This window comes from Synechococcus sp. NOUM97013 (genome assembly GCF_014279815.1).
Lineage (GTDB): Bacteria > Cyanobacteriota > Cyanobacteriia > PCC-6307 > Cyanobiaceae > Synechococcus_C.
On record NZ_CP047941.1, the window covers coordinates 1,163,289 to 1,182,417 of the forward strand.

The 19,129-nt window shown below is 55.2% G+C and carries 26 protein-coding genes; 15 read left to right on the plus strand and 11 right to left on the minus strand.

The window, feature by feature from the left end; all coding sequences use genetic code 11:
• The first annotated feature begins 47 nt into the window (after nucleotides 1–47).
• Both SynNOUM97013_RS06085 and SynNOUM97013_RS06090 read left to right on the plus strand, forming a co-directional pair.
• Nucleotides 48–1,265: a DNA repair exonuclease gene (locus SynNOUM97013_RS06085; protein WP_255443036.1), complete on the plus strand. Its 1,218-nt coding sequence runs from the start codon at nucleotides 48–50 to the stop codon at nucleotides 1,263–1,265.
• Nucleotides 1,256–3,919, plus strand: a complete 2,664-nt coding sequence (locus SynNOUM97013_RS06090) for an AAA family ATPase (RefSeq protein WP_186481217.1) — start codon at nucleotides 1,256–1,258, stop codon at nucleotides 3,917–3,919. Before SynNOUM97013_RS06085 ends, SynNOUM97013_RS06090 begins: the two co-directional genes overlap by 10 nt.
• A 23-nt stretch (nucleotides 3,920–3,942) precedes the next feature.
• Here the strand turns inward: SynNOUM97013_RS06090 and SynNOUM97013_RS06095 are convergent, their stop codons facing one another.
• Nucleotides 3,943–5,460 (minus strand): hypothetical protein, encoded by a 1,518-nt coding sequence (locus tag SynNOUM97013_RS06095; protein WP_255443037.1) that lies wholly within the window; start codon nucleotides 5,458–5,460, stop codon nucleotides 3,943–3,945.
• A gap of 147 nt (nucleotides 5,461–5,607) precedes the next feature.
• On the opposite strand from SynNOUM97013_RS06095, the gene SynNOUM97013_RS06100 reads away from it, so the two are divergent.
• From SynNOUM97013_RS06100 to arsS, 3 genes are read left to right on the plus strand one after another with little or no spacing between them, the layout of a single operon-like run.
• Complete coding sequence (locus SynNOUM97013_RS06100; protein WP_186481219.1) at nucleotides 5,608–6,192, plus strand: glutathione S-transferase family protein; 585 nt, start codon at nucleotides 5,608–5,610, stop codon at nucleotides 6,190–6,192.
• 59 nt (nucleotides 6,193–6,251) lie between these two features.
• Nucleotides 6,252–7,463 carry a glucosylglycerol 3-phosphatase gene (stpA, locus tag SynNOUM97013_RS06105; RefSeq protein ID WP_186481472.1) on the plus strand — a complete coding sequence of 404 codons (1,212 nt, stop codon included), beginning with the start codon at nucleotides 6,252–6,254 and terminating at the stop codon, nucleotides 7,461–7,463.
• A gap of 41 nt (nucleotides 7,464–7,504) precedes the next feature.
• Entirely contained in the window at nucleotides 7,505–8,470 is a 966-nt protein-coding gene (gene arsS, locus SynNOUM97013_RS06110; RefSeq protein ID WP_370586469.1) for an arsenosugar biosynthesis radical SAM (seleno)protein ArsS, read from the plus strand.
• Here arsS and sepF read toward each other — a convergent pair.
• Nucleotides 8,457–8,717 carry a cell division protein SepF gene (gene sepF, locus SynNOUM97013_RS06115; RefSeq protein WP_186481220.1) on the minus strand — a complete coding sequence of 87 codons (261 nt, stop codon included), beginning with the start codon at nucleotides 8,715–8,717 and terminating at the stop codon, nucleotides 8,457–8,459. The two genes, arsS and sepF, sit on opposite strands and share 14 nt — an antisense overlap.
• 55 nt (nucleotides 8,718–8,772) lie before the next feature.
• Here sepF and SynNOUM97013_RS06120 point away from each other — a divergent pair, with 55 nt between their 5' ends.
• On the plus strand, nucleotides 8,773–9,240 hold the full coding sequence (locus tag SynNOUM97013_RS06120) for a hypothetical protein (protein ID WP_186481221.1): 468 nt from the start codon (nucleotides 8,773–8,775) through the stop codon (nucleotides 9,238–9,240).
• Between the two features lie 4 nt (nucleotides 9,241–9,244).
• Here the strand turns inward: SynNOUM97013_RS06120 and SynNOUM97013_RS06125 are convergent, their stop codons facing one another.
• A complete protein-coding gene (locus SynNOUM97013_RS06125) occupies nucleotides 9,245–9,697 on the minus strand; it encodes a Fur family transcriptional regulator (RefSeq protein ID WP_186481474.1) in 453 nt (150 codons plus the stop codon).
• Between the two features lie 172 nt (nucleotides 9,698–9,869).
• On the opposite strand from SynNOUM97013_RS06125, the gene SynNOUM97013_RS06130 reads away from it, so the two are divergent.
• Nucleotides 9,870–10,082, plus strand: a complete 213-nt coding sequence (locus tag SynNOUM97013_RS06130; RefSeq protein WP_186481475.1) for a hypothetical protein — start codon at nucleotides 9,870–9,872, stop codon at nucleotides 10,080–10,082.
• Here SynNOUM97013_RS06130 and SynNOUM97013_RS06135 read toward each other — a convergent pair.
• Nucleotides 10,066–10,431 carry a hypothetical protein gene (locus SynNOUM97013_RS06135; RefSeq protein WP_186481222.1) on the minus strand — a complete coding sequence of 122 codons (366 nt, stop codon included), beginning with the start codon at nucleotides 10,429–10,431 and terminating at the stop codon, nucleotides 10,066–10,068. The two genes, SynNOUM97013_RS06130 and SynNOUM97013_RS06135, sit on opposite strands and share 17 nt — an antisense overlap.
• A 55-nt stretch (nucleotides 10,432–10,486) precedes the next feature.
• Complete coding sequence (locus SynNOUM97013_RS06140; protein ID WP_222929837.1) at nucleotides 10,487–10,672, minus strand: hypothetical protein; 186 nt, start codon at nucleotides 10,670–10,672, stop codon at nucleotides 10,487–10,489.
• 208 nt (nucleotides 10,673–10,880) lie between these two features.
• Between SynNOUM97013_RS06140 and SynNOUM97013_RS06145 the strand changes: the two genes are divergently transcribed.
• Entirely contained in the window at nucleotides 10,881–11,423 is a 543-nt protein-coding gene (locus tag SynNOUM97013_RS06145; RefSeq protein ID WP_222929838.1) for an aromatic acid exporter family protein, read from the plus strand.
• 43 nt (nucleotides 11,424–11,466) lie between these two features.
• Nucleotides 11,467–11,961, plus strand: a complete 495-nt coding sequence (locus SynNOUM97013_RS13635) for an early protein (E6) (RefSeq protein ID WP_222929839.1) — start codon at nucleotides 11,467–11,469, stop codon at nucleotides 11,959–11,961.
• A gap of 572 nt (nucleotides 11,962–12,533) precedes the next feature.
• Here SynNOUM97013_RS13635 and SynNOUM97013_RS06150 read toward each other — a convergent pair.
• From SynNOUM97013_RS06150 to SynNOUM97013_RS06160, 3 genes are all read right to left on the minus strand, one after another.
• Nucleotides 12,534–12,731 (minus strand): hypothetical protein, encoded by a 198-nt coding sequence (locus SynNOUM97013_RS06150; protein WP_186481223.1) that lies wholly within the window; start codon nucleotides 12,729–12,731, stop codon nucleotides 12,534–12,536.
• A 551-nt stretch (nucleotides 12,732–13,282) separates the two neighbouring features.
• A complete protein-coding gene (locus SynNOUM97013_RS06155; RefSeq protein ID WP_186481224.1) occupies nucleotides 13,283–13,603 on the minus strand; it encodes an MgPME-cyclase complex family protein in 321 nt (106 codons plus the stop codon).
• Nucleotides 13,604–13,608: 5 nt separating this feature from the next.
• On the minus strand, nucleotides 13,609–14,349 hold the full coding sequence (locus SynNOUM97013_RS06160; protein ID WP_186481225.1) for a pyridoxine 5'-phosphate synthase: 741 nt from the start codon (nucleotides 14,347–14,349) through the stop codon (nucleotides 13,609–13,611).
• 134 nt (nucleotides 14,350–14,483) lie between these two features.
• Here SynNOUM97013_RS06160 and SynNOUM97013_RS06165 point away from each other — a divergent pair, with 134 nt between their 5' ends.
• From SynNOUM97013_RS06165 to grxD, 4 genes are read left to right on the plus strand one after another with little or no spacing between them, the layout of a single operon-like run.
• Complete coding sequence (locus SynNOUM97013_RS06165) at nucleotides 14,484–15,179, plus strand: 1-acyl-sn-glycerol-3-phosphate acyltransferase (protein ID WP_255443080.1); 696 nt, start codon at nucleotides 14,484–14,486, stop codon at nucleotides 15,177–15,179.
• A 25-nt stretch (nucleotides 15,180–15,204) separates the two neighbouring features.
• Nucleotides 15,205–15,738 carry a hypothetical protein gene (locus SynNOUM97013_RS06170; RefSeq protein WP_186481226.1) on the plus strand — a complete coding sequence of 178 codons (534 nt, stop codon included), beginning with the start codon at nucleotides 15,205–15,207 and terminating at the stop codon, nucleotides 15,736–15,738.
• Between the two features lie 57 nt (nucleotides 15,739–15,795).
• Nucleotides 15,796–16,029 carry a BolA family protein gene (locus SynNOUM97013_RS06175; RefSeq protein WP_186481227.1) on the plus strand — a complete coding sequence of 78 codons (234 nt, stop codon included), beginning with the start codon at nucleotides 15,796–15,798 and terminating at the stop codon, nucleotides 16,027–16,029.
• A 26-nt stretch (nucleotides 16,030–16,055) separates the two neighbouring features.
• Complete coding sequence (gene grxD / locus SynNOUM97013_RS06180; RefSeq protein WP_186481228.1) at nucleotides 16,056–16,379, plus strand: Grx4 family monothiol glutaredoxin; 324 nt, start codon at nucleotides 16,056–16,058, stop codon at nucleotides 16,377–16,379.
• Here the strand turns inward: grxD and SynNOUM97013_RS06185 are convergent.
• Nucleotides 16,345–17,235: an alpha/beta fold hydrolase gene (locus SynNOUM97013_RS06185; RefSeq protein ID WP_186481229.1), complete on the minus strand. Its 891-nt coding sequence runs from the start codon at nucleotides 17,233–17,235 to the stop codon at nucleotides 16,345–16,347. The two genes, grxD and SynNOUM97013_RS06185, sit on opposite strands and share 35 nt — an antisense overlap.
• A 14-nt stretch (nucleotides 17,236–17,249) precedes the next feature.
• Nucleotides 17,250–17,519, minus strand: a complete 270-nt coding sequence (locus SynNOUM97013_RS06190; protein ID WP_186481230.1) for a DUF6761 family protein — start codon at nucleotides 17,517–17,519, stop codon at nucleotides 17,250–17,252.
• A gap of 77 nt (nucleotides 17,520–17,596) precedes the next feature.
• On the opposite strand from SynNOUM97013_RS06190, the gene SynNOUM97013_RS06195 reads away from it, so the two are divergent.
• Nucleotides 17,597–18,361, plus strand: coding sequence for a response regulator transcription factor (locus tag SynNOUM97013_RS06195; RefSeq protein WP_370586455.1), 765 nt, complete (start codon nucleotides 17,597–17,599; stop codon nucleotides 18,359–18,361).
• Nucleotides 18,362–18,381: 20 nt separating this feature from the next.
• Nucleotides 18,382–18,591, plus strand: a complete 210-nt coding sequence (locus SynNOUM97013_RS13850) for a DUF3104 domain-containing protein (RefSeq protein WP_186481231.1) — start codon at nucleotides 18,382–18,384, stop codon at nucleotides 18,589–18,591.
• On the opposite strand, the gene SynNOUM97013_RS06205 is transcribed toward SynNOUM97013_RS13850, so the two are convergent.
• Nucleotides 18,566–19,126: a hypothetical protein gene (locus tag SynNOUM97013_RS06205; protein ID WP_186481232.1), complete on the minus strand. Its 561-nt coding sequence runs from the start codon at nucleotides 19,124–19,126 to the stop codon at nucleotides 18,566–18,568. The two genes, SynNOUM97013_RS13850 and SynNOUM97013_RS06205, sit on opposite strands and share 26 nt — an antisense overlap.
• Between the last annotated feature and the right edge of the window lie 3 nt (nucleotides 19,127–19,129).

A 19,129-nucleotide genomic window follows, 5' to 3' on the forward strand; every position in this document is an offset into this window, starting at 1 on the left:
TCTTATCGCATGGGTCTCAATGCGAAACATCGCGCCTTTTGAGGTGTATGCCAGCAAAGAGTGTGCGGAAAATCAGCCGGGAAGGCGGCAGCATGGGTGCCGATCGCTCAACGGCGCTGGTGCCAAGGATTCTCCATACGGCTGATTGGCAGATCGGCAAGCCTTACCGCTGGGTCGACGATGGTCAGAAACAGGCGCGTCTGCAGCAGGAGCGCGTTGAGGTGGTTGGCCGAATCGCCGAGATCGTGCGTCAGGAGCAGGTAGACGCGGTCTTGGTGGCAGGGGATCTGTTTGATTCCAGCACCGTTCCCGCGGCCACAGTGATGGAGGTGTTGGAGGTGGTGGGCTCCATGTCCTGCCCTGTTCTTGTGATTCCCGGGAATCACGATCACGGGGGTGTCGGAGGGATCTGGCGACGTGAAGACCTTCAGCGTCAGATGCAGGACCGTGCACCCAACCTTCAGCTCCTGCTCTCCTCTGAGCCAGTTTTGGTGGCGGGAATCACGGTGCTGCCGTGTCCACTGTTGCGTCAGCACGAAAGCCGCAACCCATTGCTCTGGCTTGAACAACTCGATTGGCAGGCGCTTGATTCATCAGCACCCAGGGTGGTTCTTGCCCACGGATCGGTTCAGGGGTTTGGTGGTGATGATTCCGTCAATCGGTTGGCCTTGGATCGATTGCCATCGGATGAACTCGATTACGTGGCGCTCGGTGATTGGCATGGGTTGATGTCGGTGAATCGAAAGGTCTGGTACGCCGGAACGCCCGAACCTGATCGCTTCCCTAATGGTCCTGATGACAAGCGTTCACAAGTGTTGTTGGTTGACTTGGAACGTGGTCTCCCCGCGGGGGTGAAACCTCACGCGACAGGTCGGTTCCAGTGGCATCGCATCACGATGACGCTCAAGAGTGATGGTGATCTGGCAAGGCTTGAGCAGCGCATGAGCGACTGCTTTGGCCGACGTGTTGGGCGTGATCTGTTGCGTCTTGAACTGAACGGACAGTTGGGTTGGTCTGCTCACCAGAACCTTCAGAATCGGTTGGAGGATCTGCAACAACAGTTGTTGCATTTACGCCTGCGAGGGGAGTTGCATCGTCTCCCGACAGCGCATGAACGTGATCAATTTCTAGATGGCTTGGAGAGTCCTCTGGTCAGTGCGATTGCAAGCGATCTCCAAGAGGAGCTCGAGCAAGCCGTCGATCCTGTTGCCGAGCAGGCTCTGATCGAACTTCAGCGTCTTTGTGCCATCGACCCATGCGCTTGATTCGCTGCCGACTGGAGAGTGTTCGCCGGCATCGAGCCTTGGAGCTCAGCTTTGCCCCGGGATTGACGTTGGTCGGCGGTTCGAATGAATCCGGCAAGAGTTCATTGGTGGAGGCGATGCATCGCGCCCTGTTCGTCAAAGCCACCGCCACAGGAGCCGCCATTCGAGACCTTCGGTCGCTGACCCATGCAGGGCACCCCCTGGTGGAGCTGGATTTCGAGTCCAAGGGGCACTGCTGGTCACTGCAGAAGTGCTTTCGCGGAGCGGGTGGAACCAGCCGACTCAGTCGAACTGGGCAAGCTGCTTTGCTCGGTGCGGATGCGGAAGATCATTTGGCCACCTTGCTGGGTGTTGATGAGACCATCGGCAGCCGTCAGGCGAACCGAATTCTTCCCACGCGTTGGTCCCATCTATGGGTGATGCAGGGTCTGGCGGGTAGAAATCTTCTCGCGCTGGATGCGGAGTACTACGACCTGAATGGCTTGATTGCAGCGCTGGAAACTCAGGCGGAAGAGTCCCTCCAGTCGCCACTGGACCAGCATGTCTACGAACAACTGGAGTCGTTAGTCGCAGCAAGCCTCACCAGTCGAGGGGTCAAGCAGAACAGCGACCTTTGGAAGCGGCGTCAGGAACTCAAGCAAGCGATCGAGGCGCGAAACGAGGCCCAAGAACGATTGACGGCCTATGAACATGCCTGTCGTGACCTGGATGGGAATGAACAAGCTCTCAGTGATCTGGAGCATCAAGCTCCTGAACTGCAGCGTCTTCGCGACCAACACACAGCTCTGAAGGATCTTCAGCAGCGCCTGGCTCCTCTGCGCCTGCAACAGCAGCAATGGGCTCAGGAGCTCAGTGGGCTGACAGGTCTGACCAAGGCCATCAAGACGGCAGAGATCGCCATGGTTGAAGCCCGCCGTGAGCTTGAAAGTCAGGTTCAATCCTCTCAGGACCGCATTCAAGACTTGAAGTCACAGCAGACGAAGCTGGATCAACAGGATTGTCAGCGTCAACGCCTAGAAGAACGAGGTCAATCCCTGCGGCGACGTCAGGATCAACAACGCCTATGCGCCAGCATTAATCAGATTCAACGCCGCCGTGAGCAACAGCTAAAACTCGAAAAGCAGCAGGTTGAGCTCCGGCGTGCTTTGCAGAGAATGCCTGGTGGGGATGCCAAAGCCCTGTCTGATCTGCAAGCCCAGCATCGTCAATTGCGAGAGCTGGAGATCCGTCTTCAAAGCATGGCGTCGCGCATTGAGGTGCTCTCCTCAGATCTCGTGGTGACTGTTGATGGTGAATCCATTGTCACCGGCGAGGTTCTTCAGCGGGCAGGGGCCTTTCGTATTGCCGTTGGTGATGACGTTGAGATCGCAGTGAGCCCAGGAGAAGGCACAGGTTGTTCAGAGTTGATTGCAGAACAGGAGCGTGCTCGGACGCAATTGCAAGCTGCATTGACGCTTTGGGGAGTTGACAGTGTGGAGGCTGCCGAAGCTCAGTTCCGCAGCCGTGAGCATCAGCAGCAGGCGTTGTCATTGACGGATGCACGTCTGCGTCAACTGGTGGAGCAAGACGGCTCAGCGGAAGGTTCTGAAGCTCTTGAGAAATTGCAGGCCCAGCTCGATGCTCTGCAGCAGCAGGATGCCGAGCTTGAGCCTGAGGACATGGCTGGCGAGATTGTTGATCTTGATCAAGCGCTCGCAGAATGCCGCCAGCAATACCGCGCTGTGCAGGAGCTACTGCGCTCCTTGAAACAGCGTCTGGATCAGTCCGATCAAGCCCATCAGCGCAACGAGCGTCAGTTGCAGGAGCACCGACTGCAACTGGAGCGCCTGCGGGTGGAGCACCGCCAGAAGATGGATCAGAAACAGGCGATTGAGGAACGGCTGGGATCGCCCGATCAGATCCGCACCCGCCTTGAGGCCGTTACTCAGGAGTGTGACCAGCTTCAACAGAGACTGCATCAGCTTTGTGAGGCCAGCGGGTTGGCTGGGGGTCTGGATGCTTCGCAGGCATTGATTGCCCTGGATGAGCAAGAACAACGTCTCAATCGACAACTTGCGGATCTCAATCGCGAACGAGGTGCTCTGCTGGAGCGGTGCGAGCGACTCGGCAACCGCGAGCTCCATGCTGAGTTGGAGGAAGCCATTCAGCGGCAGGAGGTGGCTGTTCAGGCCGAAAAGCAGGAGACACAACTTGTGGATGCGCGCGTGATGCTGCTGAAGCGTTTTCAATCGGCCCGGTCCGACCTGTCGCAGCGTTATTCCGCGCCGCTCAGCACCAGCATTGATGGCTTCCTTGCTCCACTGCTGCAGAAGTCCGGCGATCGTTCCGAACTTCGTTTTGATGCAAAGGAGGGATTCAGTGATCTGCGCTTGCAGCGTTCAGGTCAAAGCATGGATTTTGCTCAGCTCAGTGGAGGCCTGAAAGAACAATTGAATGCAGCCGTTCGAATGGCCATGGCACACACCTTGTCTGAGGCCCATGACGGTTGTTTGCCTTTGCTGTTCGATGACGCGTTCACCAACACAGACCCTGTGCGCCTGAAGGTGGTGAAAAGCATGTTGCGTCAGGCTGTGGATCTCGGTCTTCAAGTCGTGGTGTTGAGCTGTGATCCTGATCCCTATGTTGAGATTGCTGATCACGTGGTTTCGCTGTAGCCCCGAGCGCATAGCGCTTGGTGTTAGAGCGCGTTCTCAATCACATTCATGGCTCTGAGATAGGCAGGTGTTTCGTTGGCACCGTCTTGTTCCTCCAAGCCGTTGTCATCACCGATCAGTCGTCGTGCATTGTCAGCGACCACGGCGTTCACTAGCAGATCCATCGCTTCGTTTTGTTCGAGATTCTGCAGTGCTTCGGCGTAGCGACGGCTGTGGGTTGGTCGCACTGATTCTTGGCAATAGTTCGACAATTCACGGCTTTCTGTCATCACCGAAAAAGCCACATCCTTGGTTGCTGAATTTCCGTAAATAGCCATGTAGAGAAGATTCACCATGGATGCATCGTGAACAGGAATGGCATATTTGCGGGCAATCTGAGGCCAATATCTCAAGGCCTTGAGACCTTCAAGGCCGCCTTTGCGAAGCCCCTCGTCTTCACACCATCGCTCCAGTTCTTCCATGGATTGAGGGCAGCGCTGTTCCCTGCGCATTCGTTCCGCCATCACCTGACCGGCTTGGAAATTACGGGTGGGTTTGCCTGAAACGGGCTGCATCATGCTGCCGCGCACATCCGCAACCATGGCGGTGAGTTGAGCAAAAGTGTGGTCGCGAACTTTCTCCATGTCGCCACCACGCACCAAAGCCGCTTCGATGCGCTGCACCCCGTAGCCCAGCTCAGTCAGGGCGAAGGGCTGACGGTTGTAAAGGCTTTGTCTGTTGCGACGGGCCATCGACACGGTGGCGGCCTGGTCTAGACACTGATCCAGCAGAAGCGTCAGCAAGGTCGGCAAGACCCCGGGATTGTCTTGGTGATAGGCATACCCGAATCCTGCGAACACCGAGGACATGTTCTTAGCGGCCTTGATGTATTGGCCTTCAACGTTGTGCACTCCAGCAGACACCTGAATGTTTGGGGAGAGGCGGTCGAGCATGCGTGCTCCCAAGAGTGCTGTCAGGGCATTGGGATGACAGAAATTGGCCGTGAAACTGTCGAGGGGATTGCGCAGAGCTCCATGCCGATGGAACCCGGAGAAAAATCCCAGACTGGGCACCTTTTCACAGAGCACATAGGACTCGTTGGCGATGTTGTCATGACCAAATGAGCCGGCGAGACAGGCCAACACCACGTGCTGCCGTCCGAGTTCTTCCCTCAATCGGCAAGCTTCATGAAGATCCTCTTCCACATGGTTACTGTTCGCACTCAGCACCACCAGCTCACAACGTTTCAGCAGGTCGGCCAGAGAGTTGACGCGTCGCCCTCCTTCGTGGGCGTGCGTTCCCATGCGTTCCACGGAAGCGACATGTTGGGGATCCATTCCATCCAGAGCGGATTGGGCAAAGGCTCCAAGTAGATCGCGTCCGGGCCGAGGTGCGAGCAGAAGATTGTCTTCATCCCTTTGCTGCATCGCGCAGTTGTAAGCAAGGGATGCTGGATAAAGGCCAACGCTGTAGAAGCCCACCTTGCCCCGCTCCAGTTCCCAGACCCGTTGACGGACCTGATTGCGATCCAGGCTGTGTGGGAAGAAGCCGTTGGATTGCATTTGCTCAGAAAGGCTGAGACTCATTCCAATAACAGGATGGGTGTGGGTGGAGGGTGGTCGTACTTCCAGTCTGCTTCACCAGCTTGCCCCTCTCTCCGCCGTCAATGATGGTTTGGGAGGGCTGCGATTTGGCTGCAGAGGCGTGATTTGACGATCAAATTGTTCGGAGGGCCAAAAACACGTGCCTCCATGCCGCTCTGGTACATGGAGGAGAAGCAGATTCCTTATGAGTTGCTCGAGCTGGATCTGCGTGCCAATAAGCATCGTCAGCCTGATTTTCTTGCGATCAATCCATTTGGAAAGCTGCCGGTGCTTGTGGATTCAGGCGTGCTGACTCCAGGCGGTGAGCTTCTGACGTTGTTCGAAAGCGGCGCGATTCTTCTGCACCTCGCGGAGCGCTACACCGACGACATCAGCACAGCTGCCGAGAAGGCGCTCACCAACCAGTGGTTGCTGTTTGCCAACTCCACGTTGTCGATCGCGCTGTTTGTGCCGACCAGTCGTGAGCGCGATTTTCCTCGGCTGATGGCGGTGCTCGACCAACAGCTGGATCCTGATCGTCCCTTGGTCGGTCACTGCTGGGGGGCTGCAGATTGTGCTGTGCAAGCCCATCTGGCCTATTTGCCTCTGTTTTACCCAGAGATGGATTTATCGGCCTATCCAGTGATTCAGGAGGTCATTCGTCGCACCCATGCCCGCCCCGCCTATCGGCAGGTGATGGGCTTGGGGTGATTGGCGATCCACGCCGTGCATGGGAAGGTGATCACCAGTGCTGGCAAGAAGCAACACCGATGGATCTTGACGCGTTGCATCAGGAGCTGGTCTCCAGCCCAGATCTGCTGATTGTTCAAGACCTGGATGGTGTCTGCATGCCTTTGGTGCGGGACCCATTAACGCGCCAGTTGCCAGCTGATTACGTTCAGGCCGCCTCAAGCTTGCGTGGCAGTTTCTCGGTGCTGACCAATGGTGAGCATGAAGGCCGACGCGGTGTGAATCGCCTGGTGGAGCAGGGGCTGGATGATCCGGGTCGAGCGAAGCGGGATGGCTTGTATCTACCGGGATTGGCGGCCGGTGGTGTTCAGCTGCAAGACGAATTTGGTCGCTTGTCCCACCCAGGGGTGAGTGATGAAGAAATGGCGTTTTTGGCCGCAGTCCCCGATCACATGGCATCTCTGCTCGCTCAGGCCCTGCCGGAGCTGATGCCCGAGCTCGGCCCTGATGAGCTTCAGACCGAAATCGATCGCGCCATTCTCGATATGCAGGTGGCGCCGACGATCAATCTCAACAGCCTTTACTCCAGGGTTGCTGGAGATGTGCTCCGTCAGCGTGCGCTACAGGGGATGTTGGAAAGCGTGATGCAGAAGTTGATGGCGATGGCTGCAGCCCAGGGGTTGTCGGAGTCTTTCTTTCTGCATGTCGCTCCGAACTTGGGTCGTGATGCTCAAGGGAAAGAGCGCTTGAAACCCGCCACGGAGGGTGATGTCGGCAGTACGGATATCCAGTTCATGCTGCGTGGCTCGATCAAGGAGGTGGGCTTGCTGGTGTTGATCAATCGCCACATCGCCGCACGCACGGGTACGGCTCCGTTGGGTGATGACTTCAACGTCCGCACTGCACCCCACGATCACGACTCCCTGATTGAACTCTGCAAGCAGAGGATCGCCCGTGATCAGATGCCTCATCTTGTTGGGGTCGGTGACACGGTCACATCCACACCCTGCCCATCCGGTGAGGGGTGGTTGAGAGGTGGGAGTGATCGAGGTTTCCTCACGCTCCTTCAGGAGCTGGGAGCGACCTTCGGACAATCCAATCGTGTGGTGCTTGTCGACAGCAGTGGCGGTGAAGTGGACCGACCGTCGTTGTCGGATGGAACGCTTGCAGGAATTAGTGACCCTGACGATCTGCTCCAATTTGACGTCTGCATGCCGGGTGGCCCGGATCAATATGTTGCGTGGTTTGTGGACATGGCGAGAGCGCGAAGCTTGGCGGGCTTAGGCCGTTGACATCGTCAGAATCAACACCAGCTGCGTCCGCCAAGCTGACCATTTCAACGCCACCGTTCAGTCCGGAATCGCCGTCCTTTCCTCCGCTTCGTCGTCAGCGCTTGTCGACCTTGCAGGTGAATCTGGGATACCGCTGCAATCAGTCCTGCAGCCATTGCCATGTGAATGCAGGCCCTTGGCGCCAGGAAATGATGGCCCAGGACTTGATTGAGCTGATCCCCAAGGTGCTCTCAGCTCAGAATTTGGCCTGTTTGGACCTCACCGGTGGGGCCCCAGAACTCCACCCACAGTTTCGGTGGCTTGTGACTGCCGCGCGTGCCTTGGGTGTGACCGTGATTGATCGCTGCAATCTGACGATTCTGAGTGAACCCGGCCAGGAGGATCTGGCTCGTTTTCTTGCTGATGAAGGTGTTCGCGTCGTGGCATCACTGCCCTGTTATGAGCAGGAGCGTGTTGACTTGCAGAGGGGGCAGGGGGTGTATGAACGCAGCATTGCCGGGCTCAAGCTGTTGAATCAGCTTGGTTATGCCCAGCCTGGTTCATCGCTGGAGCTGGATCTGGTGTTCAATCCGTTGGGTGTTGCATTGCCACCCCCGCAAGCCTCATTAGAGGAGCAGTACCGAGAGGCCTTGTGGCAGACCCATGGCATCCGCTTCTCCCATCTGCTCACGATCACCAACATGCCGATTCAACGCTTTGCGCGGGATCTCCAACATCAGGGTGCCCTGGAGAGCTATATGACGACCCTGAAGGCAGCGCATCGTCCCGACAACCTGAGCCAAGTGATGTGCCGGAGTTTGATCAGCGTCAGTTGGACGGGATCACTCTTCGACTGTGATTTCAATCAGCAACTCGACCTGCCGACTGCTGGAACCGCGCGTCAGCTGATTGATCTTCTTGATGAAGACGATGCCCTGGTGGAGCAGCCCATTGCCGTGGCTGATCACTGTTTTGGCTGCACGGCTGGAGGTGGATCCTCTTGCGGGGGTGCCCTCAGCTCTGGGTGACTCTTGTGGTGGCTGGGGTGAACAGGAACACCAGCTCTCCCAACCGATACTGCTGACCGTCAAGGGCGCGCACCCCACCGGAGACGAAATCGGCAGTTCGTTGGGCTGTGTTCGCATCCATCTTGCTCAGATCCAGCACCACGGTCTGTTGCTCGCGCACCGCCAACACGGCTGACATGCCTTCATCGATGGAATGAGGACAGATCAGAATGAACGTATGCGAACCGTTGGCAGCTTGAGGATTCATCACTGCCAGCCTGCCAATCTTTGAGCTCGGCTGCACGAAGCGTCATCATGCGCCCATGACTGAATCTTCAACACCTGATTCCTCACCAGCGCATTGCGGGAGTAAGCCCAAGCGTTTTGCTGTGGGGATTGCTCCACTGGGAACAGTTTCCATCGGCATTGTCCCGATGGGCGTCGTCTGCATTGGTGTGGTGCCGATGGGGGTGGTCTCCATCGGAGTGGTTGCGATGGGAGTGATCAACCTGTCTATCGTCGGGATGGGCTTGTTGGCAGTTGGTGTCAACACGATGGGTGTTTGGACAGCTGGTCCGATGAGCATGGGGCTGGTCCGCTTGGGTGGATCGAGCCAGGGTCATGACCACAGCGCTCACCACGGATCAGACCGATCAGAGGATCCGCGTTACTTGGCTTACCCAACTCGCGCTGAGGCGGAGGTGCAGGCGAAATTGATCGGTTGTGAGGGGGTGCATCAGATGGGCAGCCACTGGATGGCCTGTTCAGAGCATCCAGCCGATCACCACTAGAACTTCAACGGCAATCTGGACAGATGCCTCGCACATTCAGGCTCGAATCAATCAGTTCGAAATCGAATTGATCACAGGAGTCCCTTCCGGCTTGAAGCACTGCTTCGCTTTCAAACTCTTCGGTTCGACCGCAGCGGACACAGACCAGGTGGTGGTGATGAATATGCTCCTCGTCGGCCAGTTCAAATCGACTGCCTCCCTCGCGCAGCTCCAGCTCCTGCAGGAAATCCATCTCCACCAGCAACCTCAGCGTTCGATAGATGGTGGCCAGGGACACCTTGGACTGTTGATCCACTAATTGGCGGTGCACCTCTTCTGCACTGAGATGACTGCCGCTGCCGATCTCCTCGAACAGATCCAGCACAAGCCGACGCTGAGGGGTCATGCGTCTCCCGTCCTGGTGCAGACCCTTTTTCAGGGTTCCATTCGCTTCAGCCGGTGAGCTTGCTGGCGACATGGAGAACGAAGGCATCGTTTCTCAATAGTACGCACTATTGAGACTCAAGAACAAGGGGTGTTCCAAAGCAGGCGCATGGTTGGGTGGATGATCATCGAATGCATGGAAAAGTGAACCCGATATGGTGGGTCGGTTCTTGCTGAGATGAGTGTCAGTCCCCTGGACCGTGACGATGCGCTTTATCGCAAGCGGTCTGTTTCTGATCGCTCATGGTCTGCTTGTGTTGGAACACATCGCATTGGGGACAGCACTGCACGGTGTCGCTGAGGTGTTCCTAGCTCCCTGGGCTCTGCGTCATCGAGCCTGGGACCTGATCGTGATCGGTTTGATTTTCTGTATTTTCGATTTATGGGGCACGCTGCGCTTGGTCAACGTGATTGGTTGATCGGTAGCGATTCCATCCACCAGCGGTAGACACGTCCAGCACGGTCTTGACGGCTCGCGGGAATGGTGACGACAACAAGCTTTTGATCGTTCATCCGGTAGTCGTATCGACAGAAGCCAACCCCTGTTCCAGAGCAAGAAGCCAACGACGAGAGGCTGTTCCCAGCAAGCGCATACTCAAAAGGCTTGGCTTGATCCTCAGGCGCAGGTTGCCAACCCGATGCTGTCAGCGTCTGGTCAACAAGCAGGATGGATTGCCCTGCTGAGAGGTTGGGTGACAGCGTGTCGGCAGTCGCTGCGGATATCAGGTTGGTCACCGCAAGTCCAAACAGGACAAGGAAGCAGCGCATGCCAGTCGCGATCGCTCTTCAGGCTTAGCCATGGAGCTGCGTTTGGTGCCACAACTCACGCCTGCTCGTCTTCCGCTTCACGGGCTCCGACCACCAGAGCTGCAAGAAAGGGAAGGATCGCTAGAGCCGTGAGAATTTCCATGATGATCTGTCGATGACTGATCATCACGGGTTGATCCACAAGCCTGCCGTTGTCATTGTTACTGCACAGGGTCAGCTTTGCTGTGCTGGTTTTGTTCATTGGATTGCGTCCTGGTCTGTGGAACAGCAGGCGTGGATTCAGGATCCGTGAAATGTCTTCCACTCGCGGTCATTCTCTTTTCCTAACGGCACTTTGCGATCTTCTGTTGTGATCTGCAGAGTTGCTCTTGTTGAACCAAGACAAATCAGTTGTTGAACGATGATTTTTGCTTTAGTGTCGTTGAAATTATTTGTTCTGATGTCGATCGGTGGAACGCGAATTGGCTAATCCAGCAAAGAAGCGACAGACACGGAATGAGCAACTGATGCTCTCTGCCCAATTGGCATTGGGAGCATTACTGGCCTACTGGATTGGCTTTCATTTTACGAGTTTATTTCCTGATTATCTTCCGAAGATTGGAGGTTTGTGGTCAGCTATCTCAGTGGTCGTGGTGATTCAGGCAACTCGGCGCGAAACCACCAGCTCCGCATTCCTCAGGATCATCGGATCTGCTATTGGTGCTCTGGTCAGCGGTCTATATCTTTCATTCTTTAAATTTAGCGCCATTGGATTGGGTCTTTCTGTTCTGATCACTGGTCTCATCTGCACAACATTGAACAGGCCGAGCTCCAGCCGACTGTCCGCTATCACGGTTCTTGTGGTGATGGTGACAGCAAGTCTGGATTCAGCATTGAATCCCATGGTCAATGCCTTGCTTCGTTTGACTGAGTCATTCATTGGCTCGATCATTGCTTTTTTGGTTGTTGTGTTATGGCCTCGGCCTTGGGGCCGACGCTCAGTCGATTCCTAAGAAGCCTGTGACTCTTTTCTATCCCCAAGATTGAGACCCTCTGATGCCTTCCAAGCCAAGAAACCGTGTCGGCGAAATCTATGGTCGTCTTACTGTGGTGAGGCCATCAGATCGCAGAACGAAGGGTGGTAATGCCTATTGGTGGTGTCGTTGTGTTTGTGGTCGAGAAAGAGAAGTCCCCAGTGACAAGCTTTCACACAACACAACGCGGCGTAAGCCTGTGGTGACGGCCTGTCTCGAATGTTCAAAAGAACTGCAGGTTGAAGGTGTCTATGCGAAGAACGATCGTGAGGAGGCAGAGCGTCGCGAACAGGCAAAACGGAACCGAGAACAGCTGATTGGTCAGGTTCCTAGTACCTGGTTGAGGATGCCGTTAACGGATGCCCATGCCCGGGAACTGGGAGAGGTTCTGTTTTTCCGAGGCACCCGTTGCTTGCGAAATCACCTCGCTCCTTATCGGATCAATGGAGGATGTTTGGCCTGTGCCGGGCAGGTTCCTTCTGCCGTTGTCACAAATCCCCATCAGGAATTGATCTGATCAATCTTAATTGAGCATTAAGGTGCGTTATAGATTTTCTATCTAAAATGTCAATATTTATTGATTAAATCACTGAGAGTCGTCCCACAATGTCCCTGATTCTCTCAACGGTCGTTCATGAGCCAAGATCTCAGGCTTTTTGGGCCGAGCAATGCCAAGATGATAAGAAAATGCAACCGACTAAAACTAGGCACATGCTTTCTAGAGTCAATTTGCACGGATTGTCGGGAATGAAACAAAACAATCCTTAATTAAATCAAGAGATGAGCCATTCGTAATTGATTTCGATTGAACTGCAAGATGAACTGTTGCAGAAGGTCGGGTCATTTGGCCGCAATGAATTCAGATCTAGATGCTGAATAGACGAATCAGAAGATTAAGACCGTTTGCTTGGCTCATTTTTATGAGTCGACCTTGTGGTTGTTAGGTCTATTCGTTTTTGCTGCTGGGTGCGAGCTCAAATGGCAAAAGATCACACCAAGGTGTCAGATTCTGTACTCGGTTAATCGCGTTGTCACGTCTTGGCCATTATTCAACCAGATTTGTTGATTTGGATGTGCTCTTTTTGAGTCTCAGAATTTCCGCAGTTCCCGTTGTGGCGATGCTGGATTTCTTCCTGATGCTGCCGGCGCTGATGGTGCATTTGATGCATTCACTTCATTCGACGGATTCACGCAATCTCTTGGTTCTTTGATTGCTAACACAATCACAGCCATCGCCAATAGAGCAATGGCTACTGAGTGAATCGGTGATTGAAAGGACTGATTCATGTTGGCATGCTCATGTCACTTTGACTGGAATATCTTGGAACAGTGGTGATCGTTTGATCAGTGAGATCAAGCGTTGAGTTTCAACTGGTTTGATCGAATAATGGCAGATTGATGCAAAAACGAAGTGATTAGCTTTAAACTTCACTGCCTAAAAGGTTTGTGTAATTATTGAAACCCAGCTTAGGCTGTCTTTTTTTTCATCCAGCCCAGCAACATTTCCACCACTTCCCCTCTGCTGCTAGTCCCCCACTCACGCTGTCGCTTGTCCAGCATTGCCACCAATTCAGGGCTGAGTTCAACAAGGTTGTCTTGTTCGTCGCGAGACTCCATAACCATCGGTCAGTGCAAAGCTTTTTTAGCTCTGGTCAGACCATTTGTCCTGTTGTCCGCCGTGCTGCTTTGCTCTAGCCAATGCCAGCGTGTACAGCGTGACGCATCTCTGTGTTAATTGGATGGCCGCCTTGGAATGGTCAATGCACCAGTCTCGGTTGGTGCATTGACTGGAGTATTGCCGCTAACGGTGAGCCTTGCGCAGACAGATCTGCGTCGTTTCAGCTGACCGATGCCAGCGGATCAGGGATTGCATCCGTGGGTGCTTCGAATTTCCCTTCAAGCACAAACTCAAGTCGCAGCTTCATGAAGGTGATGAAGTTGGCATCTGTGGATACGACTGCTGCAGCCGGTTGGGGTAGTTGGTCCTTGATTCCAGACAACGCTGGACTGTTCAGGAATGCAGGTTGCCGAACCAGCCAGAAATCAATCTCCTTGTTCTCTTCGGCGTAATGGCGACGTCGTTCTTTTAGAACTTCCTCAAGCGGCTCTTCCTGAGTCAGAAAGCGTTCGCTTGCGGCAACGAAGTGATAGGTGGTCATGGCGCTCAGCTTCCAAACAAGGGCTCACGACGGGGATTCTGTATCAAAGCCCGCATTTCACTCACAGCAGCTTTCAGGCCTACAGCCAGGGCCCTCGCAATGATGGTGTGACCGATGTTCAGCTCCTCCATCCCCTCGATGGCCGCGATGGGTTCCACGTTCTGATAAGTCAGGCCATGGCCCGCGTTCACCCTCAGTCCCATTGACCGAGCCGATGCAGTGGCCTCTGTCAGTCTTGCCAATTCCTGCGGTTGTTTTTGCCATTCGGCTTCCGCGTAGGTGCCTGTGTGGAGTTCAACCCAGCGTGCGCCTGTCTCAGCACAGGCTTTCAGTTGGACTGGATCGGGATCCACGAACAGGCTTACAGGGATTCCAGCCGTCTGCAGTCGCTGGATCATCTTGCTGAGAGTTCCCAGCTGCGTTGCTACATCGAGGCCGCCTTCGGTTGTGACTTCCTCGCGTCGTTCCGGCACGAGCGTCACCATGTCGGGTTGGATGCGCAGCGCAATCGAGACCATCTCCTCTGTCGCAGCCATTTCGAGGTTCAAACGGCTGCGCACCGTTTGCTTCAGCAGTTCAACGTCTCTGTCTTGGATGTGGCGCCTGTCTTCACGCAGGTGAACGGTGATGCCATCGGCTCCCCCTAGTTCCGCAAGGAGTGCCATGGGAACTGGATCAGGTTCGACGGTGCGCCTGGCCTGGCGCACGTTGGCGATATGGTCAATATTCACCCCAAGGCTGGCCACGACGCGTTTCCGACTGGCTCTGAATCCTATTCAGTTCCACCTGTGTGACGGCCGCAGGATCAACTGCCCAGCCGATTGGATCCAGCCGGATTCTCACCGGTACTTTTTAAGGAGTGGAAGTTCGGACCGCGGCGGTGTCCAGCAGCCTGGCGACACGTGCATCAGCCCTTGAAACGGATATCAATCCGTTCTGGGCCCCTTTGGCCATGTTCCTCACTCAGGACGTGGCTTTGCATTACCTGCGTGATCGCATCGTGCTCGGTGCTGAAAATCTCCCGAAACAAGGTCCCGTTTTGTTGGCGCCTACCCATCGAGCTCGTTGGGACGCGCTGATGATCCCGATGGCTGCTGGGCGTCGAGTGACCGGTCGTGATTGTCGTTTCATGGTCACGCGCACCGAAATGTCAGGACTGCAGGGATGGTTTCTCCACCGCCTGGGTTGTTTCGCCGTGGATCAACAGAAACCTTCGCTAACCACCCTTCGTTTTGCCCTGGATCTGCTCGAAAGCGGACAGCAACTGGTGGTCTTTCCCGAAGGTCGGATCAATCGCACTGATGAACCGATCAAGCTCGAACAAGGCTTGGTGCGTCTTGCTCAGCTGGCGCATCGCCATGGTGTGAACGTGCAGGTTGTGCCAGTGGGACTTGCCTACAACCCTGCACGACCTGGTCCGCGTAGTCGTTCGGCCATCTGCTTCGGTCCTGCACTGACTGTGCAAGGAAAAGGGAAAGAAGAGACCCTCCGTTTCAACCACGAACTGGCGGCCAGCATGCATACGGCTGAACAAGCGGCCCGGGAGTGCATCAATCGACCACTCCATTGCACGTAAAGTCCGCGCAATGAAAATTGGTTCCATGCGTTCACGCCTTTTCTGTTCAGCGTTAGCCCTGACGGCAGGCTTGATCGCCAGTCCAGCCATGGCGCAGTCGGCGTCGGACGCCTCCAATTCAGCCACCAAGGTCCTTGCTTCGACTGGCTCTGGTTTCAACGTTTCAGCTGTTGAGGCCTTGATCGAACGCGGTGATGCCGCCGTGGCAGCGGGCAACCTTGCGCAAGCCAAGAAGGACTACGACAACGCCAGAACAGCCTCCAAGCAGTTGCTGGCCTTTTATCGCGATTTATCCGGTGCTTTCCGAGGCCTCGATGCCCGGATTCCGCGCGAGATGGATACCAAAGGTCGTGAAGCGCTTGCCCTTTTGGCCCAGTCCAATCTCCGTCTTGCAGCCCTCTTCCGCCGCCAAGGCCAACCGGAAATCGCTGTCCCAGTGTTGGTCGAGGTTGTTCGTCTGATGACTCCCGCCAAACCGGAAGGCCAAAAGGCTTACCAGAGCTTGATTGAACTTGGATTTGTTGAAACCCCATACCGTGGGGCCAGTGCTCAGCCGTGATGCCAGGCGGCATTGGCCACCATCTGCCAGCATCAGGGCAGTTCACTCAGTGAGTTCATGGTCCAGCCGGACGCCGTCTGCTCCGCGATCCGTCGTGCCATCCCGGACGCTCAAGTGAGCGTTGAGGATCTCACAGGTGGCGGAGATCACCTCCAGGTCAGTGTGGTGTCCGCGGCTTTTGATGGTCTGAACAAAATCCGTCAGCACCAGTTGGTGTACCGGGCTCTTAAGGAAGAGCTTGCTACGGAAGCGATTCATGCTTTGGCATTGAACACTTCGACACCGTCCTGAATTCTTCACCCTAAAACTTTTTCAAAATGGACACTCAGACGAAAACCCGAATTGAAAGCCTGATCAAGTCGAGCCCTGTCTTCGTCTTCATGAAGGGGACCAAGTTGATGCCGCAGTGTGGGTTTTCGAACAATGTGGTTCAGATCCTCAATGCGCTGGGCATCAGCTTTGAAACCTTTGATGTTCTCTCAGATATGGAGATTCGCCAGGGGATCAAAGAATTTTCTGATTGGCCCACCATTCCTCAGGTTTACGTTCAAGGTGAATTTATGGGGGGTTCAGACATTCTCATTGAGATGTATAACGACGGTACCCTCAAGGAAAAGCTCGACATTGCTCTTGCGAGCTAATCTCTGAACTCAGGAATTTGCTGACTGCATCAATGTATTCATCATTGCCGTCGATGTAGGTCTTATGGCCTGCATCAGGCAAGATTGTCAGTTGTGCTTCGTTTCCTATCTGAACTTTCGCATCTTGCAAAGTTCCTGGTGTTGCTGTGTCGTGCTCACCGCATATCAATAGGGTCGGAACTGAGAGTTGACTCAAATTCGGGAAGAGATCAAGATCTCCAAGTACGCCTGAATGCTCAAATTCACTCTGCCCCCACATCTGGTTGTAGAGGGATCCGTTGGTTCGCCGACGTTCTGCATTCAGTGTGTTAGTTGAATGACTTTTCCTTGAAAAATGCCGCTTGTCGAATTCAGTGCCGACGTCATCGATAACGCCCAATTCCGCATGAATTTCATCGACAAGCGCATTGCAATCTTCAACCCAGCGCCGTGTTGATAGCAGGGGAGACGAGAGCACCAAAGCACTGACGCGTTCGGGATGATTCAGGCAAAACTGCGCCATCACACTTCCTCCCCAGGAATGACCCAGCAGTGCGGCTCGCTCAATTCCGAGCTGATTGAGAATCGCTAAGGGCTCAGAAGCGAAGCGGTTCAGCGTCATCTGCTCAGGCAACAGTGCTGCCGGAGACGTAAACGACCCCAGTTGGTCGTAAAAAATCAGAGGCCTCTGGTCGGCCAGTTCGTGCAGGGCGTCATAGAGACCGATACTGGAACCCCCTGGTCCGCCGTGGGTCAGCAGCAATGCCGTTCGCGATCGCTCTGGATCTGTATGGGGTATGTAGAGCCTGATTTCGATATCACCGCCTTCGACTGGGACGCTCAGGACCCTTTCGAGCGAATGGCGATTGATGGCCATGCCGAATGCAGAGATCAGTACTGGTTGGGATGCTCGTAGAGGGTTCTGACGTCTCCATCGGGTCCGATGAAGCTGGATGGATCAAGGATCCAACGTTCGATCAGCAGTTCCAACTTGCCCATTTCCCTTGGATCCAGATCACCGGTTCTGCGTAATGCATGCAGGTAGCCATCTGCGTAGAGTCGCAGTTCTGACGGGCCGTGGTAGCGCGTGGTCAGCTCCTGGCAGGCATCACACAGTGCCTGGAAGTGGCGGATTGCTTCCGGGTGCTGAAGGAATGTCATCTTTGTTGAGGACGGCAGCCTCTGCTACCAGCGTGCCAGAGGAATGGGCTTAGCGTAAGGCGACATTTGGATGCCGTGTGACCTCTTCCTCCCACGATCTTCTGATTCATGGATCCGGTCAGGCTCCGGTACAGCAGCAAAGTGCGCCTTCCCCCGCGGCTCGCGAACCTGCAAGGATCCTCGTGGTTGAACCCCATCCGACCTTGAGGACGGTTCTGGTTCAGCGCCTTCGCCAGGATGGCCACCTCACGGCAGCTGTTTCGTCTTGCGCAGAAGCTCTTGAGCTCTGTCAGGAACAGGCTCCAGACCTGCTTGTAAGCGCAGAACTGCTTGAACAAAGTTCAGCTCTGAGGCTTGGTCAGCAGTTGCGTTGTCCCGTGATTGTGCTGACGGCACGGAGCGGTGCTGAGCCCGTTGTGGGTCTACTCGACGATGGCGCGGACGACGTCTTGCGCAAACCGTTTGGTCTTGAGGAACTGGCAGCACGTTGTCGCACGCTGCTCAAGCGTGGTCGGAGTGGCCTTCAGGAGCGAGTGACTGTTGGGCCACTTGAAGTGCACGTCTTGCTTCGGCAAGTCACCTTGCGTGAGCAGCCCGTTGAACTCAGCCCACGCGAATTCGCACTGCTGTGCGCTCTCTTGATGCCGCCGGGGATGGTTCGGAGTCGTCAGGAACTGCTGCGCATGGCCTGGCCTCCGTTCAGTGGCGGTCCCCGTTCCGTCGACACCCAGGTCTTAACTTTGCGTCGCAAGCTTGAGCAGGCTGGTCTCGGTGAAGGTGGCGGGATCACCACGGTTCGACAGCAGGGTTACCGATTCAGTCTTGACAACCTTCCCGAATAAATAGCCACAGGGCGGTCTTTTTGAACGTCAAGCCTGGCCAGCTGGTGATTGTGCAGAACGAGGCCATGCTTGGAGTCCAGTGCAGCCAGGATTGGTGGATGGGACAGGTTCTCCATTGCACCGATGGCGCGGAACCTCTAAGCAACCACAACCTTTTTCAAATCATCGATGTCAACCCAGCGGTAGATCCGAGCATTGGCTTGATCAGCCTGGAATGCCCATGGGAATGACCAGCCACTTCAACTGAAGTGCCAGAGCAACGGCCACTTCGGTCGCAAGCATGGCCAAGGCAAGACTGAACAACAGCTGGTAGGTCCAGGGTGGTGTCAGCCGACCAATCGAAGCGGTATCGAGGCCAGTCTGTTTTTGAAGAATCGAGAGGAATTGGTCAAACCGTTCCAGGCGTTGAGGAAGCAGTCGATGACCATGTCCCAAGGTTTTGATGTAGTAAACCGTTCCTCCCTGGCTAGTGCCGACAGGCACCAGGCGTTTGACCTCTTCCCAGCGCAGCGACCAGCCTCGACGCAGCAACCAGCGGCACCAGACCGGATGCCCCACATGAATTCCAGATTGATCCACAGAGACTTGTTCACTGAGCATGGCCAACACCAAGGCCAAACCAATGGGGGCTGCAATCCAAAGCATGGGTTGCAGATCGACGGGGGCCATCAAGGGCAGAGGAAAGACCAGTGCCAGATACACACACACCAAGGTTCCACGAATCAAGGGTGAAAGTCGGAACTGGTCTTTAACAGATTCAGCCATGGT